The sequence below is a fragment of the Bradyrhizobium sp. Pha-3 genome (assembly GCF_042258615.1).
Classification (GTDB): Bacteria; Pseudomonadota; Alphaproteobacteria; order Rhizobiales; family Xanthobacteraceae; genus Bradyrhizobium.
In genome coordinates, this window is record NZ_CP170152.1 from 217,643 (window position 1) to 234,598 (window position 16,956).

Below are 16,956 nucleotides of genomic sequence, written 5' to 3' on the forward strand. Positions count from 1 at the left end.
GATCACGCGTGCCTGTGTGGCGCTGGCCTCGCAGCGGGATGCTGCGGCCGTGGCGCAGGATGGGGCCGCGGAGCCGGCCGTGACACATGCGGTGGCGGCGGACGCCGGGGCGGCGGCGGAGCCCGGTGCACAGCCGCTTGCGCGACGCGCGGCGCCGGCGGATGCGCGGCCGGGCGTGGCGCAGGTGGTGCGTGCTGTGCGATCTGCGGTCTCGGCGCATGCGCGGCTGGCGCTGCGACGTGCGGTGCCGGAGCGGGATGGTTGACGGCAACAGGCCGAGCCTGTCCCGTCGGCAGTGCGTGTACAGCCGGCGAAGCGCTTGCCGCAGGCAAGGCGTGTCCCGTTGTCGACGCGTGTACCGGCGGTAGCGCGTTTCCGGTGGGCAGGGCGTGTCCTGTCGTCGTTGTCTGTGGTTGCGGCAGCGCGTTTCCGGAAGGCAGGGCGTGCCCCGTCGGCGATGCATGTGTTGGCGGCAGAGCGTTTCCGCTTGGCAGAGCGTGTCCTGGCGGCAGGGCATTTCCTGTCGGCAGAGCGTGTCCTGTGGTGGATTGCGCATGATGAGGCGGCGGCGCCGCGACTGGCTTGCCCGGGTGTGCGGCGATCACGCCGGCACCGCTGAACCGTGCCGCGTGCGCGGTCGCAGCGATCGCCGGATGACCATGGTTGTTGGCGAGCGTCAGTGCCGGATCCTTCATCGCCGCTTCCGCGTGCCGGTTCTGCTCGGCGGTCGCAGCCACATGGTGCTCGTTCGCGGCGGCGAGTTGTTGCGGCGTCGGTCTCACCGTGGTGCCGCCGGTGCCACCGTTGTAGCTGACGTTGGTCGTGTTGTTGATGACGGTCTTGTTGTAGACGTTGGTGACCGAGACATTCGAGATGTTGTTGACGGAATTGTTGTAGAAGAAGTTGCCGCCGCGCCAATAACCGCCCTCATAGCCGATGCCGGTGTAGCCGAAGCCATAGGAGATGCCGCCGTAGAAGCCGACGGTCGCTCCCCAATAACCGGCGTGGAATGCGTAGACGCCATCGTTCCAGCCCCAATAGCCGGGCGTCCATAGCAACTCAGGCGCGGGCGGAAGCACCCACGTGCCGGGAACCCAGTAGTAACCGATATCGTCGCTCCACGCCCAATAGCCGGGAGTCCAGATGTAGCCGTCGGCTGGGATCGGCGGCTGCTCGTAGACCGGCAAGGGCGGCGGTGCTGCATCGACGCTGATGCCGATGCCGATGGCAAGCTGCGCGCGCGCAGCGTGAGGTGGAGAGAGACAGCAGAGGCTGAGAGCCAAGGCGAAAGGCAGTCCGGCGATGCGGCGCATGGCACATACTCCAATCTTCTTCCCCCAGCGTTGGAGTTGAATAGTGGCGGCGACATGAACCCGTTGTGAATGTTTGTGCTGACACCGTGATTTTGCGATCGCGCGTCGATGAAAGCGTTGACGACAGCGAATGCGCGTCAGCTCGGTGTCAGGATGGAACGCGAATCGCAGGATTCGTAGTTCGGATATGGACCACGCGACTCGCACGAGACGCGAGTGTGTCGCGTGTCTGCTTCGGGATCTGCATCAGCTGTGTTCGATCGGCTGCGGCTTCAAAGCGAGCGACCTCGCGGCTGGATCAAGTTGTGCTGGCGTCTTGCGTCGCGATGGTGCGCCCTCGTCGGCTTCATCACTGCGCCAAATAGTCGAATTTTCGTTTTGAATTGGACGACGACCCCCTGCGCGTCATCAATCGATCATCGGAGCATCCGGCTCGCACAAGGCCGGGCAGGGAGGTTTGGCATGGCGCGATCCGCCGACATCGACATCAACGCGGGCGCGCGCCTCGACAGGCTGCCGATCTGCGGATTCCACTGGCGCATCCTGGCCCTGATCGGCGCCGGCATGTTCCTCGATGCATTCGACATCTATCTGGCCGGCGGTGTGCTGGGCGCGGTGCTCAAGGAAGGCTGGTCGACGCTCGAGCTCAACGCCGCCTTCGTCTCCGCGACCTTTGTCGGCATGACGATCGGTGCCTGGTGCTCGGGTATCCTTGGCGACCGCTTCGGCCGCCGCTTCTCCTACCAGATGAACCTCGCGATCTTCGGCCTCGCGTCGATCGCGGCGGCCTTCGCGCCCAGCATGACCGTCCTGATCGGCCTGCGCTTCATCATCGGCATCGGGCTCGGCGCGGAGATTGTGGTCGGCTACGCGACCTTGACCGAGTTTGTGCCGGCCGCCTCGCGCGGCCGCTGGATCGGGCTATTGGCCGTGATCACCAACTTCTCGCTGTTCGCGTCGTCCATGATCGGCCTGTGGGTGATCCCGACGCTGGGATGGCGCTACATGTTCGCACTCGTCGGTATTCTGGCGATGATCGTCTGGATCTTGCGCAAGTCGATGCCGGAATCGCCGCGCTGGCTCGCCGCCAACGGCCGCGCCGACGAGGCGGAGACGATTCTGTCGGCGATCGAAGCGGAGGCCGCGCGCAAGGGAACGCTGGCTCCCGTCGTCGCCGGCGCGACGGTGCAGGAATCACCCGGCGCGGTCTGGCGCCTGTTCCAGCCTCCGTATCTCGCGCGCACGCTGCTCGGCAGCCTGCTGCACATCGTCGTCGGCTTCAGTCTCTACGGGTTCATCGGCTGGCTGCCGACCTTCATGGTCAAGGGCGGCCACAGCGTGGTCTCCTCGCTGGGCTACACGACGGTGATGGCGCTCGGCGGGCCGGTCGGATCGCTGATCGGGCTCGTGCTTGCGGATCGATTGGGACGCCGGCTCTCGATCGTCTGCTCGTCGATTGCGGCAGCCGTGCTCGGCATCGCCTATCCGTACATGCCGGACGGCGCTGCGCTCGCGACCGTGGGCTTCCTGCTGGTCACGGCGATCTACGTCATGCTGGCGACCGGGTTCGCAATGCTCGTCCCCGAACTGTTCCCGACGCGCTACCGGCTTCGCGGCACGGCGATCTGCGCCACGTCCGGACGCATCGCGACCGCGCTGGTCCAGTACGTCGTGGTCGCGATCTTCGCCTGGCAAGGGTTGACCGGCGTGCTGACCACCCTGGCCGGCATCCTCGTGTTCCAGGCTGTGGTGTTTCTTGTGTTCGGATTCGAGACCAAGGGACGATCGCTGGAGGACGCTTCGGCAATCACGGACGCCGAGGCAGGACATCCGTCGTCGATCGCGCGGAGGCCGGCGGACATCGGGGCCTAGCCGAGATCGGAGCACGCGGCCCTGAGCCGATCGCGGAGCCAGCCGTTGGCATTGCTCTGATCGTATCTGCGATGCCAGTACAACATCCAGTCGAACGGCGCGGACTCGAACGGCAGTTCCTCCATCCGCAGGCCGTCGTCCATCAGCACGGCCGCGAGGTGTCTCGGCATCACCGCGAGCAGGTCGGTGCTCTTCAAGACGTGAGGCACGACCAGCCAATGCGGCACATTCAGCGCGATGCGTCGTCGATGGCCGCGTTCGGCGAGCACGTCGTCGACGAAACGAAGGTCGGTCGGACTCATCGAGACCTTCATATGCTCCTGCGCGATGAAGCGTTCGAAGGTCAGCCGTCCGCGCTTGATTGGGTGACCGCTCCGCATCAGGCAAACCATGCGGTCGCGCAGCAGCGTCTCGGAACGGATCGATGCGGAATGCTCGAGCCCCATGCTGACAGCGACGTCGAGCTCGTCCCGCTCCAGCGCGTCGATCGTCAAAGCAGGCGGCAGATGGATCGTGTTGTAGGAGATCCGCGCATCCGGCGGCCGCGCCGCGGCGAGTCTCGGCAGCAGCAGGCACGCGAGGATGTCCGACATCCTGATCGTGAAGGTGCGTTCCGTTCGGCCTGGATCGAAGCCGGCATCGCTCGCCATCACGCGCTCGACCTGGCGCAGCACCTGGCGCAACGGCTCCGCCAGTTCGGTGGCACGGGGCGTCGGCTTCATCCCGCTCGTCGTCCGCACCAGGAGTTCGTCCTCGAACATTGCCCGCAACCGGTTGAGCGCGTTGCTCATGGCAGGTTGACTGAGGCCGACGCGATCGGCCGCCTTGGTGACATGACGCTCGGTCAGCAGTGCGTCCAGTGCGACGAGCAGATTGAGGTCGATGGATCGGAGGTTCATGTCATCATTCATATCGTGAATAGTGAGAGATCACAAATCCATTTCATCTATGGCGATGCGGCGAGTATCCAATCGACCTGAACCAAGGAGGCACCAATGAATTCTGAGACGATCAAGCGCGAAGTGAAGATCTGCATGTTCGATCAGTACGGCACGGTCGTCGACATGCAGGGCGGCCTGACCAGGATCGCGGCGCCGTTCCTTCAGAAGAAGGGCTGGAAGGGCGATCCGAATTCCTTCGTCACATGGTGGCGCCGCACCCATTTCGAGAACTCGATGATCGATGCGCTGCTGCATCGCGAGCACACGCCCTATCGCGAGATCGGCCACCGCGCGGTGTCCCACGTCATGGACCGCGCCCAGATCGACTACACGATGGACGAGGTGCGTTACCTGGTCGGTGAGATCGAGAAGCTGGTGCCGTTTCCGGAAGTGCCGGAAGCGCTGGCGCGGCTGCAAGCCAAATACAAGCTGGTGGTGCTCTCGAACGGCGATCCCGACATGCTCGAGACCGCGAAGCAGTACCACAAAGTCCCGTTCGATCGCGTGATCTCGGTGGCCGAGGCTAATTCGTTCAAGCCGCATGTCGCGACCTATACCAAAGCGGCCGAGATCATGGGCGTGAAGCCCGCCGAGGTGCTGTTCGTCGCAAATCACGCCTTCGACTGCATCGGTGCCAAGTCCGCCGGCATGCGGACGGCCTTCATCGACCGGCGCAGCCGCCCGTTCGGCATCACGCCGCACCAGCCCGATATCCTTGTGCCGTCGATGAAGGACCTCGCCGATGCGATCGTCTGACCGCGAGCCGCTGTCGGGCATCAGGGTCCTCGATCTCTGCCGGGTGGTCTCCGGCCCGTTTGCCACGATGCAGCTCGGCGATCTCGGCGCCGACATCGTCAAGATCGAGGACCCGCGGCAGGGCGACGAAAGCCGGCGCTACGGACCGCCCTTTATTGGCGGCGAGAGCGCGTATTTCCTGTCGGTGAACCGCAACAAGCGCAGTTGCGCCATCGATCTGAAGTCGCCGGCGGGGCGCGACGCGGTGCTCGATCTTGCATCCGCAGCCGACGTCGTGATCGAGAACTTCCGCCCTGGCACGCTCGACAAATGGGGTCTCGGCTTCGACGCGCTGCGCACCCGCAAGCCCGACGTCATCCTGTGCAGCATCTCGGGATTCGGCCGTACCGGTGCGGACGCCTTGCGCCCCGGCTACGATCTGATCCTGCAGGGCGAATCCGGTGTGATGGACATCACCGGTGATCCCAACGGACCGCCGACCAAGGTCGGCACCTCGATCGCCGATCTCGTCACCGGCCTGTATGCGTCGCATTCGGTGCTCGCCGCCCTGCTGCGGAAGAACCGGACGGGCGAGGGCGGACGGGTCGACGTCTCGATGCTCGATGCCATGGCATCGCTCCTGACGTTCAACGCCGGCATGTACTTCGCCTCGGGACAAAGCCCCCGGCGCCGGGGCAACGTCCATCCGACCATCAGCCCGTACGAGCCGTTCGAGGCGAGTGACGGCTGGATCAATGTCGGGGTTGCGAACGACAAGTTCTGGACGGCCTTTTGCGACGTCGTCGACCGGGCGGACCTGCGCGAAGATGCGCGTTTCGAAACCGCCCCGAAACGCGCGGCGAGCCGCAACGATCTCGTTGCGATCCTCGCCCCCATCTTCATCCGCAGAAGCCGCGCCGATTGGCTGCAGGCGCTCGCCGTGGCTGGCATTCCCTGCGGCGCGATCAAGTCAGTCGGCGAGGTCTGCGAGGCGCCGCAACTCACGCAGCGCGGCATGGTCCAGACCGTGAGCCACCCGGCCGCGGGGGATGTGAGGTTCATTGCGAGGCCGACGCGGTTCGGCGACGAACCGCCGGCGCCTTCCACGCCGCCGCCCATGCTCGGCGAGCACACGCGCGAGGTGCTTGCGGAATGGCGTGGCTGGACCGACGATCGGCTCGAGAGATTCGCAATCGAAGGCGCGTTCGGGGACTTTGGACGGAGCTTCGTGCGATCGCCTAAATAAGCATCGTTATCAAGTGAGTATCGTCATGAGAGATATCGCCGAGCAGATGATGCGTCGCGCCGTCGAGGACGAGCGGCAGGAATTCGGCTCGTTCTTCCTCTCGCGCTTCTTCGGCCTCGAAATCGCCTATCAAAGCGAAGCATGCATCGTCTCCTTCGACGTCGAGAGGCCGCTGTTCAACCCGCAAGGCACGCTGCACGGCGGGGTTCTCGCCACCGCGCTCGACATCTCGATGGGTCATCTCGTCAACCACGTCGCGGGTGCCGGCACCACGCTGGAGATGAAGGTGCAATATCTCGCCGCGGTCCGCGAAGGGCGCGTGACCTGTCACGCGACCTTCCTCAAGCGCGGCCGGAAGACCTTCTTCGTGCAGTCTCAGGCCTCCACCGCAGCCGGCGAGCCGATCGCGCACGCCACATCGACCTGGCAATTGCTGAACCGAAGCTGAGAAGCGCGGCCGGTTCGCGGTGGCCCGTTGTCGCGCTGCCGAGGCCCCGTTCCTTCGCACGAAGCGGTCACGGGCATTGCCAGGATCGAGATCCGGTTTCATACTCTGACGTCGGAAGCACATCTGCACGGTGCGGCCGGCGCGAAGATACGAGAAGCGATACCTTAAAGCGGAAACACGGCGATGCGGTTTCGTCTCGCGTTTGCCTTTGTATCGATCGCGGCGCTGCTCGTTGATCCGATTGCCGCCATGTCGCAGGACATGTTGCGCAGCGTCGACCTCGACAGTCCCGAGATGACGACGTCGGAGATGACGCGCGCCGAAGTCGACGCGCTCCTCAAGGCCGCGCCTCAAGGGGGCCGACGCACTGCAGATCTGGAGGGAAAGCGGCTGTCGCACCTCGATCTCTCGGGCCTCGACTTCTCCGGCGGCAACCTTCATCTCGCAAAGCTCAACCGGACCGATCTGAAAGCCGCGCGCTTCGATCGAGCCATACTGAACCAGGCTTGGCTCATCGACGCCGATCTGACGGGGGCGTCCTTCGTCAAAGCATCGCTGCTCGGCACGCAGATGCAGCGCGCCAAGCTTGGCGGCGCCGATTTGAGCGGCGCTCGCATCACCGCCGATCTATCCGGTGCCAGCCTGATCGGGGCCAAGCTCGCCGGGGCGGATTTGAGCGCCGATATGCGCAACCAATCGATGGGCCTGATGCGTGGTGTGCTCGAATCCGCCGATCTCCGCAATGCGGATCTGAGCGGCGCCAATCTCGCGCGCGCCGATCTCGAATTCGCGCAGTTGCAGAACGCCAATCTGGCGAACTGCAACCTCAACAAGGCTGACCTTGCGGGAGCCGACCTCTCCGGCGCCAATCTCGCCGGCGCCGATTTCACCGGGACCGACCTTGCGTCGGCCGTCTTGCCGGGCGCGGCCGCGCTGGCAGAGGCCCGCAATCTGGACAAGGCCCGGAACCTGGACCGGGTGCGGCGTCCAAATTAGGGCTCGAATTGCAGCGCCTTGCGGTGTTGCGCCGCAAATTGCGGCTATTTGCTTGCCGTGCTGTCGGCATCGCATCACCTCAAGCTGGCGGATCGGAAGGCGAGCTTCGGCCGGCGATCATGAGACGTTGCCTCACCTCGGTCGTGCGCAATTCGCGCGCTTGACCGCCGGTTCCCTGCACGATCGCTTCAGTACGCACGACTGAGGGCATGATAGCCGGGCCGTCTGCCGCTGCGCCTTGATCAAGGCGCAGCACGCATGCGGTCACGCCCGATCTGTTGTATGGTTGCAAGCGAGGGGGCTGCTGCCTTGCAAGGGAGATCCTCCATGAAGGTCAAGGATGTGATGCACAAGGGCGTCGATTGGGTCAGCCCCGATACCCCGATCACTGAAATCGCGAAATTGATGCAAGGGCACGACGTCGGCTGCATTCCGGTCGGGCAAGACGATCGTCTGATCGGGATGGTGACGGATCGCGACCTCGTCTGCAAAGGCCTTGCGAGCAAGGACTTCAACTCTACGCGCACCACAGCGCGCCATGTGATGACCGAAGGCATCCACTGCTGCCGGGAAGACGACGATCTGGCGAAAGCGGTGCATCACATGGAGACGCTGAAGATCCGCAGGCTGCCCGTCATCAACAAGAGCAAACGGATGGTCGGCATGGTCAGCCTGGGGGATATAGGCCACTTTGCCGGTGCCGATCTGATGTCCCAATACATGAAGAGCGTGTCGGCTCATCACTGAGGCGAGGCCGGTCTGCTGAACATCGGCAGATCGGCCGGCACCGTGGCCGGACACCAACCCGGCAATGAAATGGCGCGCCACGGCCGATGAAGATGGGCACTATTGCTTCGCCGTGGTGCTATGATGGGTCCGCCCGACACACGTTCCGTGCACCGGGTCTGCGATGTGGTTCGATCTCGCGCCTCGAACAGTCGGAGTTGCCGAGTTGCGTCGGCGGGCGCTTGGCAACTTGCCTTCCTGCAGCGCTATAGACATGGGCGCGGTGCGCGCAAACCGTGCGCATGCGGCCCGCGCCAGATGCCGCGGCTTCACTCGCGCCGCTCCGGCGCATAGTCGAGCGGCAGCACCGTCGTCGCCTTGATCTCTTGCATGACGAATGACGACGACACGTCCGCGAGCGTGATCCTCCCGATCAGGCGCTGGTAGAGCCGGTCATAGGCGGCAACATCCGGGATGACGGCCTGCAGCAGATAATCGACATCGCCGGTCATGCGGTAGACGCCGATGATCTCCGGAATGTCGCGCACGGCGTTCGCAAACTGGTCGAGCCAAGTCGCGCTGTGCTCGGTGGTGCGCAGCGCGATGAAGGCGGTCAGGCCGACGTTGATGCGGCTTGCATCGAGCAGTGTCACGCGGCCCTTGATGACGCCCTCATCCTCCAGCCGCTTGATGCGGCGCCAGCAGGCGTTGCGGGATAGCCCCGCCCGCTCGCTGAGTTCGTCCAGCGACAGGGCAGCGTCACGCTGAACCAAGTTGAGGAGCTTGCGATCTGTTTCGTCCATTATCCCAAGAATACGATGAATTACCGTCCAAATTCAACCAAACTGGTGAATATCGTGTGATATTTGGGACATTTTCTTGGCCCAAATCCCTTAGAGATCGCAGCGAACCGCGCGCCTTGGAGCCTCGCATGCAAGCCACCCTGCACCGGCTGTTTCTGTCCCACCCAAAGAGCGTCGACGAATCCTACGGCGAGCATTTCCTGTTCGCGCTCGGCTTCGCGGCGCGCCTGTTCGGCGCCGCATTGGCGGCCCTGGTGCACGCCGTCATCCCCTGCCTGTTCGAGACCACAGCAAGCCGCATGATCCGGCAGATGCACGAGCGCATCGCGCGCCGCAGCCGCACGCTACAGCCGGCTGAGTAGCCAGCGTCGCGATCGAGAGCCGAGGAACCAACATGTGCCGATGGTTGGCCTATCTGGGCGCGCCGGTCTTTCGCGAGGACTTCATCGCAAAGCCCTGCCAGAGCCTGATCGCGCAAAGCCGGCATCGCCGTGAGCCCGTTTCGCCGATCATGACCGGATCGCCGGCGAACCAGATGAACTTAATTCGTCGGTGGTCTTCTTCCGGCCATTTGGGCTCCGCCAAGGTTTGTGCGTTTCCTACATAATACCGGGTCAACCCAACCGCTCCGTCAGCCGTACGGTCACCGCATCGCCGGCACTTTTGCCGATCAGCTTGCGCAATGCGGCGTTGATCGGAAGTTTGTGTGTTCCGTTCCCCAGTGCCATGAACGAACTTTGGAAAGGGCAGCTATCGACCACGCCTTTGACCTTCACGAGGCCGCGGGTTCCGAAGAACGACACCGAATGCGGCCAAACCACATAGGTCCAGCCGCCTTTGCTGGGACTCTGCTGTAAGACTGCCGTAAACTTCTGATTGATGGCGCTCATCTGTTCCCTGGCGAATCATCGATGTTCGAAGGACGGCTCGCGGCACTGCAAGCCTACAACAGGCTTCGGATTTTTTCGGCGGCCTGGAATCCGACATGACGTCCTTCACGACGTAAGCGGTTCCGGCGCAACGTCTCATAGAACGCTGTCGCCAAGGTGGCATTCAGAGTTGCCCGCATGGTTGCTCGTGGAGAAACAAGTATGTTGCGCTATTGGTAAAATGATCGCCGTCTTTCCTTGTTGGAAAACACGGAGAACACTGCACGGTCAGCGGATGCGGCTCGCAGGGCGAGTTTCGGCGTCAATAGCCTACACCGAAGTGGCGCACCCGACACGATTCGAACGTGTGACCTTTGCCTTCGGAGGGCAACGCTCTATCCAGCTGAGCTACGGGTGCGTGCAGGCCACCATTTAGCTGATTGGCTCGGTGTCGGCAACGGCGTTGTCCGGCCCGTTGGGGGCTGTTTTGGGGGTGGCGTAAGGCTCCGAAGGCAAAGGTCACACGTTCGAATCGTGTCGGGTGCGCCAGGAGGCTAGTTCGCTCGTGCCGTGGCTGTGGCGCCAAAAGAAGTGAGCTTTTCCGTGCGTGCAAACGGGCCTACAATCTAGGGTATGGGCAACTAGGGGCACACATGGGTAATCGTTGGGCTAGCGGCGGGTTGTCGGGAGGCCGGAATGTCTTCACCGCGCTGCACACCGGGCTCACCGTGGGTTTAATTGCCACGCACGCCAATGAGCTGAAGACTTGCGCGCCTCACGATCTCATCGAAGACGTGCTTCGGCGTAATCCGGACGACTTTGATTTCCTTCCAGTTGTCGACGGAGCTAGTCGTTTTGTCGGAATGTTCCACGCCGCAGCTCACAGAGAGCGGCGAACCTTGGGCACGGTGTGGCAATGCTACGTTCCCATGTCGGAGGATTTCCTGCTGGGAGCGGATGCAAGCATTCTGGATTTTGTCTTGGACGCGGATGAAAAACCATGCCGCTTGGTGATCTCAGGAACAAAGGTCGCTGGACTGGTCAGTCTTTCCGATCTGCAAAGGCTCCCCGTAAGAGCAGCGCTGTTTGCATTGATCACCGGGCTGGAGATGACGATGGCTGATCTAATCCGAGCAAGGCATACAAAAAACGAAGATTGGATGCGGTTCTTAACCGCAAGGCGCCAGGCGAAAATGGAGGAAGAACACGAGAAAGCCAAGCGCGAGGACGGGTATGTCGACACACTCCTATTCACGCAATTCTGCGACAAGCGGGATATCCTAATTCAGAATCTTCCTGAACCAGAAAAGACCTTGTTGAGTGCTACGCTTGAGCGCATCGAAAATCTCAGAAACCGCGTGGCCCATGCGAACGAATATGCTTCTACGCCCGCTCAGGCAAAGAATGTCTGCAAAGTCATTCGGGAGCTGTTGCACCTAGTGGATCAGTTTCGGGCGCAATTGTCGGCGAACCATCCATAAAGCGGTGAATTACACCTTTGGTCGAAGAGAAGTGCGTTTGACAACCGATTGGAGAGAACGCACTAAATAGCTCTTTCGAATCAGAGTTCTACATGGCCCGACATCGTCGAAAACAGCCAGCTGCGCGGCCCCAGGATGTTCGGCGTGCGGAGGCGCCATCTCCCTTGTCGGAGGCCCTCGGAGGTCTTGCAATTGAGAAAGGAGAGCGAATTTCTGAATACAAGCGGCGCAAGCCGCGCTTTCTTCAAAAGAAGGTCGAGCCAACTGAAATTGGAACGCTAGTCGAAGATGGCTGGATTGAACGTCGCAAAGTAGCAGGCGGAAAGATCCTCTTCGAGAGATCGAAGGCGCACGACGAGATCCTCGAAAATCGGTTTTGGAGTATCCTCTACCAACTTGGCTTCGAGGAACTGAACAAAGGGCGTAACTTCAAGATTAATGTGGTCAGCGAGGGCCACATCGTAAACAAACAAGTCGACGTGTTTGCAAAAATCGGAAACACCGTCGTGGTCGCCGAATGCAAATCCTCCGCTCGCCGCGGACAACGTAACCTCCAAAAGGATATTGGCGAGCTAGGCTCACTCCAAAGGCCAATCGCAAATTCGCTTCGTAAGCACTACGGCGCGGAATCGAAGCTCAAAGTCATTTGGCTGATGGTTACGAACAATGTGAACTGGTCGAATTCTGACAAGGCACGTGCTGCCGAGCAAGGAATCCAGATAGTCCGCGAAAGAGAGCTGCGATATTTTGAAGAGATCGCGAAGAATGTTGGGCCAGCCGCGAAGTTTCAATTCATTGGGGAGTTTCTGAGTAGCCAGGAAATTCCTGAACTTTCGAACTATAGTGTGCCCGCCATTCGAACAAAGCTGGGCGGCCAATGGGCCTATTATTTCCTTGCGGCTCCAGATCGCATTCTTCCAATCGCTTTTGTAAATCATCGGGGCCTTCGAGATGTCGAAGGTGCTCCCTCTTACCAGCGCGTCTTGAAGCGGTCGCGCCTAAAGGAAATTGGAAGCTATCTCGATGGGGGCGGCTTTTTCCCCAACTGCATTCTAATGAACTTCCGTCAGAACGTTCGCTTTCAGCGACAGACGTCTGTCGATGATCGCCAGATTTCGTTCGGCAATTTATTCCTGCCCGACCGATACAAGAGCGCTTGGATTATAGATGGACAGCATCGGCTTTACGGATTTACGGAGTCGGAGCAGCTTTTGTCGAAACAAAGTATTCCGATTCTCGCTTTCGAGAAATTGTCGACGCTCGCCGAAGCAGAGCTGTTCACCACAATCAATAGCAAACAGCAGAAGGTTGCCCGGGGGTTGCTGGATGAGCTTGCGGGCGAGTTGAAGCTCGATTCGGAAGATTTTGACGAACGTATGAGCGCCATTGCGTCTCGCGCTCTCGACATAATGGCCACTGAGACGGGAAATCCGTTCGAGGACAGAATCAAAACAGCAGACCTCGCCGATAGCGACACCATTTGTCTCACAATCTCCGAGCTTAAGAAGGCAATCATCTCGTCGAAGGTGCTTGGAACTAAATCTCGGAATGGCGTAATTGCGCCCGGCGACTTCTCTCGTGCTGATACCGAGGAAAGCCGAGGGCGCTCACGCCCTACTTGCCGGGGAGTCAACAAAAGGGCCAGGCTAAGTGAAAATTCTGTCTGCGGACCCAAAAGGCATGGGATTGGGCTCCTCAACGCGGCTCTAGGACTTCGACCGCTGAAGTCCTAGAGCGAGGCGAGGAGCATGGAGCGGCGCTAGCTAGCGGAGATTGTAGCCCCAATGGCGACAGACACGCTCAGCGAGGTCCCCCAGGATGGCGTCCTCGGAGGTGCCCGCTTTGTAGCTGTAAATGACGACTTTACCGTTATTGCGTTTTACGGTGCCGGCGATCGTCCTAAAGCCTATGTAGCCGCCGTAGCTGTTCTTGGCGTTGACCCTGAAGCAATACCCTACCTCGTCGCCTTTTGCTGCAGGATCAATAATCAGATCAGGCCACCGATATTGAGCCGAGACAGGGTCCTTGAGATCGGCGCCGTATGAGCCGCTGATGATCTTCCTCTCAGCGTCATTTAAAGGGCGGGTTTCTGCATGGCAGACTTCTACCGATCCGGTCCCTATGAACGCGAGCAATATTGCAGTCTTCAACACTTCCATTTCCCCGTTTTGCTTGGTTAGTAGACACGTTTGGCAGCAGCTACCCTAGTCGGGCGACTAGATCGACGGCGCGCAGATGCGTGTAGCGCTGAAGCATTTTGAGCTCTCGATGCCCCGAGATGGTGCTGACCTCGGCGATGTTGAGACCCTTCTCAAAGAGCCGGGAGATCGCCTCATGACGCAAATCGTGGAAATGAAAGTCGGACATACCAGCTCGGACGCGCAGATGCTCGAAGGCCAGTCGCACGGCATTTCCGGTCATGGGAAACACCCGATCCATCTTAGGACCGCCCGCGCGCACCTGATGCAAGGTCTCGATAGCGCGACGTGATAGTGGGACGTCTCGGCTGTCACCGTTCTTGGTTAGGGGCAAATGCGCGACGCCGCGCTTAAGATCGACATGCTCCCAACGCAATTCGAGCAACTCGCCCCGTCGCATGCCGGTCTCGATAGCAAGGACGATCAGGGGTTTTAGCAGAAGGGTGCGCCCGCGATCGCAAGCCAATAAGAGTGCATCTTCCTCCCCCTCTTTGAGGCGACGGGTGCGCCCTCGAGGGATTGGCGGACGTCGAACGAGCTTCACAGGATTGCGGGGCAGCCAAAGTCCCCACTCGCGGGTCGCAATCTCTATCGCGTGACTGATCGTATTCAATTCCCGGACGATGGTTGCCGGAGCGACTGACTTAAGCCGCTCGTCGCGATATGTCGCGACGTCCGAGCTGGTAAGCTTGGCAAGCGTTCGATGCCCTATAGGGCAGCGCACAATCGAGTTGATCCTCGCTCTCTCGGACACAGCCCCACGCTTGCCAGGTGTCACCTCGTCGCGGTAACGCGTCAGGAGCTCTTTCAGCGTTGTCTTCTCGGCAGCGCGCGTATCAGCGACCCAGCCCGACCGGTCGGCTTCTGCCTCGAGGTCGCGTGCCCAGCGCTCCGCCTCAGTCTTGCTGTCGAATGACTTGGCCCGGGGAGGGACGCCTCTGCGACGCACCTGCGCCTGCCAACGTCCCCTGAGCTTGCGAATTGTCGCCATGAGAAGCGCTCGGATCACCCTTGTTTTCTCGATACAAGGACGCCGGTGACTCGGTGCCAAGGACTATCCCGGAACGGCGCAGGGAAATCTGGTTGTGCCGCTTGTGTGCCTATTCTGGGCCACAGTCTTCAGGCGAAGTCGGAAAGCCCTTTCGGATCAAGAGGGATCGAGCAGCGCTAGAATGCTACGTGTGCTGCAGACGTTGCCGTGCTGAGGCAACGCTCCTTCAGGCTCCAAAATGCTGCAAGTGCGAAAGCTGAGCCGCGCGGCGCACTACGACAAAATGCCGAGACAATCGTAGATTGTCCTGCCTTGCCGCTTGTGATCGATTGGCAGCCTTGATTCATTGCATGAAGATCTCCATGGCAACAAATCCTGGTGTAAATTCAAGTTTCCAGATGGTCACGTTCACGCTTGCCGAAAGGCAAGCGATTATGCGTCTTTCCAGGCATTTCTACATAACCCGCGCGGCTGATCCACTTCAGGTCGGAAATAGCTCGTATCGAGCGTTCTTGATGCGCCCAACAGAGGCTGTTTCCACCGTGCTCAACGTGGAGCGGGAAATTGTGGTTCTCTTCTCAGACTATGAGACATTCGAATCTAGAAGTTTGCGCGCCATAGACATGGTGTGCGATCAGTTCGATGACGTGCGAGTTGATCGGTCTCTACGATTCTTAATCAGCCGAGACAAAAACATCGAAAGCAGCATTCGCCACTACCTCTCGCAAGACCCGGAATATCCGATCGTCATTCCGTTTCATTTCGATGATTTCCACTCCGCGAATGAGGACTTCATTTTCAATGCCGTTCGCAAGAACTATCTCATAAGAGACCTGTTCGGCTATCAATCTCCACTTAAGCAGGAGTATTTCTTCTTCGGGCGCCAGAAACTCGTTGGAAACGTAATTGATCTGCACAAATCAGGCCAGAATAGTGGGCTCTTCGGGCTTCGCAAAAGCGGAAAGACCTCAACTATCTATGCGATTCAGCGGCGTGCGAAAGCGACCGGAGTCCGGACTATCTTACTTGACTGTCAGGACCCTGCCATCCACGCGAGGCGCTTTGGTGCCCTGTTGCAGTATTTGGTCACTGAGGTCCGACGTGAACTAAATCTTCGCAAGCTCCCAATCGAGTTGGGCGACAGCCCCGACCAGATCTCAGAAAACTTCCGAAGATGCATGAATGAGGCGCTATCGTCGGCAGCGACCGATGTCTTAGTAATATTCGACGAGATCGAGAACGTCTCGCCTCGCACGGCTGCTTCCAATCATTGGCGAGACAGCGATGACGCGCTACTCTTCTGGCAGACTGCCAGAGCATTCTTCCAAAGCCCGCAAAAGCACAAGCTTTCTTTCTGCTTTGTTGGAACGAATCCGCACCTCTTTGAAACTCCAAAGCTGCGCGAGGTAGACAATCCGGTCTATCTCTTCGCTCCTAAGACATTCATCCCGATGCTAACGTCAGCTGAGACGAGTGAGCTGATAACGCGACTCGGCTATTTTATGGGATTGGATTTTGGGCCGAGCGTCGTCTCATACATTCATCAGAGATTTGGCGGCCATCCCTTCTTTATAAGACAGCTGTGCAGCCAGATACATAAGAAGATCCCAATAAGTCGCCCCCGAGAAGTGTCTTTGCAGGCGTGCAAAGAAGCTGAGCAGGATGCTAACGCTGATATTCACGGCTATCTCAGCGAAATTCTGAGCACTCTAAAGAAGTTCTATCCAGATGAGCATTCAATGCTCGAATATTTAGCGAGGGGCGATAGCGCTACTTTTGTTGAGATGTGTCAATACAATCCGGCCTACGTGGAGCACTTGCTTGGTTACGGCCTAGTCGTGCGTCGTGGCGACGATTATGAATTCGGCTTCGATGCGATCGCAGAGTCGGTAAAAGCAAACTTCGCTAGCCCGGAGATCTCAGATCTTAGTGATCGCTGGCGCCAAATAGGTGCTCGTCGTAACCGTCTTGAGGAAGAGATTAGAATGGCGCTGTATCGTTGGGCGCAGCGACTTGACAGCGAGCAGTGGACGACCGCAGTAGACAATTGTCTCACGCAGAAGAGAAAGCAAGAGCTGGGTGCGTTGGGTCGTCGAGATGCGTTTTCGCGAAACAATAGCCGTCTCAACTTCAGCGAGCTTCTTCAATTCATCCGGTTCAGTGACGAATTTTTCACGTCCTACGCCTCGAAGAGCGACGTCGCAGCTGCAATGAATGATGTGAATAAGGGGCGCGTTGATGCTCACGCGAAGGAGATCAGCGAGGATGCGTTCAAGAGCCTTATTCGTTCATTCGAACTGCTGGAAGATATTTTTCTACCACCAACGTGAGCCGATT

17 protein-coding genes and 1 tRNA gene are annotated in these 16,956 nt (G+C 59.9%); 11 read left to right on the plus strand and 7 right to left on the minus strand.

Annotated elements, in window-relative coordinates; translation table 11 throughout:
- Positions 1-2: 2 nt before the first annotated feature.
- The gene (locus ACE10Z_RS01010) at positions 3-1,313 is read right to left on the minus strand and encodes a hypothetical protein (RefSeq protein WP_375786287.1); all 1,311 of its coding nucleotides are present in this window, start codon (positions 1,311-1,313) and stop codon (positions 3-5) included.
- A 462-nt stretch (positions 1,314-1,775) separates the two neighbouring features.
- Between ACE10Z_RS01010 and ACE10Z_RS01015 the strand changes: the two genes are divergently transcribed.
- Positions 1,776-3,185, plus strand: a complete 1,410-nt coding sequence (locus ACE10Z_RS01015) for an MFS transporter (RefSeq protein ID WP_375786288.1) — start codon at positions 1,776-1,778, stop codon at positions 3,183-3,185.
- Here ACE10Z_RS01015 and ACE10Z_RS01020 read toward each other — a convergent pair.
- Positions 3,182-4,084: a LysR family transcriptional regulator gene (locus ACE10Z_RS01020; protein ID WP_375786289.1), complete on the minus strand. Its 903-nt coding sequence runs from the start codon at positions 4,082-4,084 to the stop codon at positions 3,182-3,184. The genes ACE10Z_RS01015 and ACE10Z_RS01020 overlap by 4 nt on opposite strands.
- Before the next feature lie 96 nt (positions 4,085-4,180).
- Here ACE10Z_RS01020 and ACE10Z_RS01025 point away from each other — a divergent pair, with 96 nt between their 5' ends.
- The 5 genes from ACE10Z_RS01025 (at position 4,181) to ACE10Z_RS01045 (ending at position 8,298) form a co-directional block, all read left to right on the plus strand.
- Entirely contained in the window at positions 4,181-4,882 is a 702-nt protein-coding gene (locus tag ACE10Z_RS01025; protein ID WP_375786290.1) for a haloacid dehalogenase type II, read from the plus strand.
- Positions 4,869-6,107 (plus strand): CaiB/BaiF CoA transferase family protein, encoded by a 1,239-nt coding sequence (locus tag ACE10Z_RS01030; protein WP_375786291.1) that lies wholly within the window; start codon positions 4,869-4,871, stop codon positions 6,105-6,107. The genes ACE10Z_RS01025 and ACE10Z_RS01030 overlap by 14 nt, the downstream gene beginning before the upstream one ends.
- 25 nt (positions 6,108-6,132) lie before the next feature.
- Positions 6,133-6,555, plus strand: coding sequence for a PaaI family thioesterase (locus tag ACE10Z_RS01035; RefSeq protein ID WP_375786292.1), 423 nt, complete (start codon positions 6,133-6,135; stop codon positions 6,553-6,555).
- A gap of 183 nt (positions 6,556-6,738) precedes the next feature.
- Positions 6,739-7,551: a pentapeptide repeat-containing protein gene (locus ACE10Z_RS01040; RefSeq protein ID WP_375786293.1), complete on the plus strand. Its 813-nt coding sequence runs from the start codon at positions 6,739-6,741 to the stop codon at positions 7,549-7,551.
- 327 nt (positions 7,552-7,878) lie between these two features.
- On the plus strand, positions 7,879-8,298 hold the full coding sequence (locus ACE10Z_RS01045) for a CBS domain-containing protein (RefSeq protein ID WP_375786294.1): 420 nt from the start codon (positions 7,879-7,881) through the stop codon (positions 8,296-8,298).
- A gap of 308 nt (positions 8,299-8,606) precedes the next feature.
- Here ACE10Z_RS01045 and ACE10Z_RS01050 read toward each other — a convergent pair whose 3' ends face one another.
- On the minus strand, positions 8,607-9,080 hold the full coding sequence (locus tag ACE10Z_RS01050) for an Lrp/AsnC family transcriptional regulator (protein ID WP_375786295.1): 474 nt from the start codon (positions 9,078-9,080) through the stop codon (positions 8,607-8,609).
- Between the two features lie 128 nt (positions 9,081-9,208).
- On the opposite strand from ACE10Z_RS01050, the gene ACE10Z_RS01055 reads away from it, so the two are divergent.
- Together ACE10Z_RS01055 and ACE10Z_RS01060 are read left to right on the plus strand one after the other, a co-directional pair.
- Entirely contained in the window at positions 9,209-9,442 is a 234-nt protein-coding gene (locus tag ACE10Z_RS01055; RefSeq protein ID WP_375786296.1) for a DUF6356 family protein, read from the plus strand.
- A gap of 44 nt (positions 9,443-9,486) precedes the next feature.
- Positions 9,487-9,687, plus strand: coding sequence for a hypothetical protein (locus tag ACE10Z_RS01060; RefSeq protein ID WP_375786297.1), 201 nt, complete (start codon positions 9,487-9,489; stop codon positions 9,685-9,687).
- Between the two features lie 7 nt (positions 9,688-9,694).
- On the opposite strand, the gene ACE10Z_RS01065 is transcribed toward ACE10Z_RS01060, so the two are convergent.
- Together ACE10Z_RS01065 and ACE10Z_RS01070 are read right to left on the minus strand one after the other, a co-directional pair.
- Positions 9,695-9,970 (minus strand): DUF1905 domain-containing protein, encoded by a 276-nt coding sequence (locus ACE10Z_RS01065; RefSeq protein ID WP_375786298.1) that lies wholly within the window; start codon positions 9,968-9,970, stop codon positions 9,695-9,697.
- A gap of 320 nt (positions 9,971-10,290) precedes the next feature.
- A tRNA-Arg gene (locus ACE10Z_RS01070) sits at positions 10,291-10,367 on the minus strand.
- 235 nt (positions 10,368-10,602) lie between these two features.
- Between ACE10Z_RS01070 and ACE10Z_RS01075 the strand changes: the two genes are divergently transcribed.
- Both ACE10Z_RS01075 and ACE10Z_RS01080 read left to right on the plus strand, forming a co-directional pair.
- A complete protein-coding gene (locus ACE10Z_RS01075) occupies positions 10,603-11,430 on the plus strand; it encodes a hypothetical protein (protein ID WP_375786299.1) in 828 nt (275 codons plus the stop codon).
- Positions 11,431-11,594: 164 nt separating this feature from the next.
- On the plus strand, positions 11,595-13,163 hold the full coding sequence (locus ACE10Z_RS01080; protein WP_375786300.1) for a DGQHR domain-containing protein: 1,569 nt from the start codon (positions 11,595-11,597) through the stop codon (positions 13,161-13,163).
- A gap of 30 nt (positions 13,164-13,193) precedes the next feature.
- On the opposite strand, the gene ACE10Z_RS01085 is transcribed toward ACE10Z_RS01080, so the two are convergent.
- Positions 13,194-13,589 carry a hypothetical protein gene (locus ACE10Z_RS01085; protein WP_375786301.1) on the minus strand — a complete coding sequence of 132 codons (396 nt, stop codon included), beginning with the start codon at positions 13,587-13,589 and terminating at the stop codon, positions 13,194-13,196.
- A gap of 40 nt (positions 13,590-13,629) precedes the next feature.
- Positions 13,630-14,619 carry a tyrosine-type recombinase/integrase gene (locus ACE10Z_RS01090; RefSeq protein ID WP_375786302.1) on the minus strand — a complete coding sequence of 330 codons (990 nt, stop codon included), beginning with the start codon at positions 14,617-14,619 and terminating at the stop codon, positions 13,630-13,632.
- Between the two features lie 350 nt (positions 14,620-14,969).
- On the opposite strand from ACE10Z_RS01090, the gene ACE10Z_RS01095 reads away from it, so the two are divergent.
- Positions 14,970-16,949, plus strand: coding sequence for a hypothetical protein (locus ACE10Z_RS01095; RefSeq protein ID WP_375786303.1), 1,980 nt, complete (start codon positions 14,970-14,972; stop codon positions 16,947-16,949).
- The last annotated feature ends 7 nt before the right edge of the window (positions 16,950-16,956 follow it).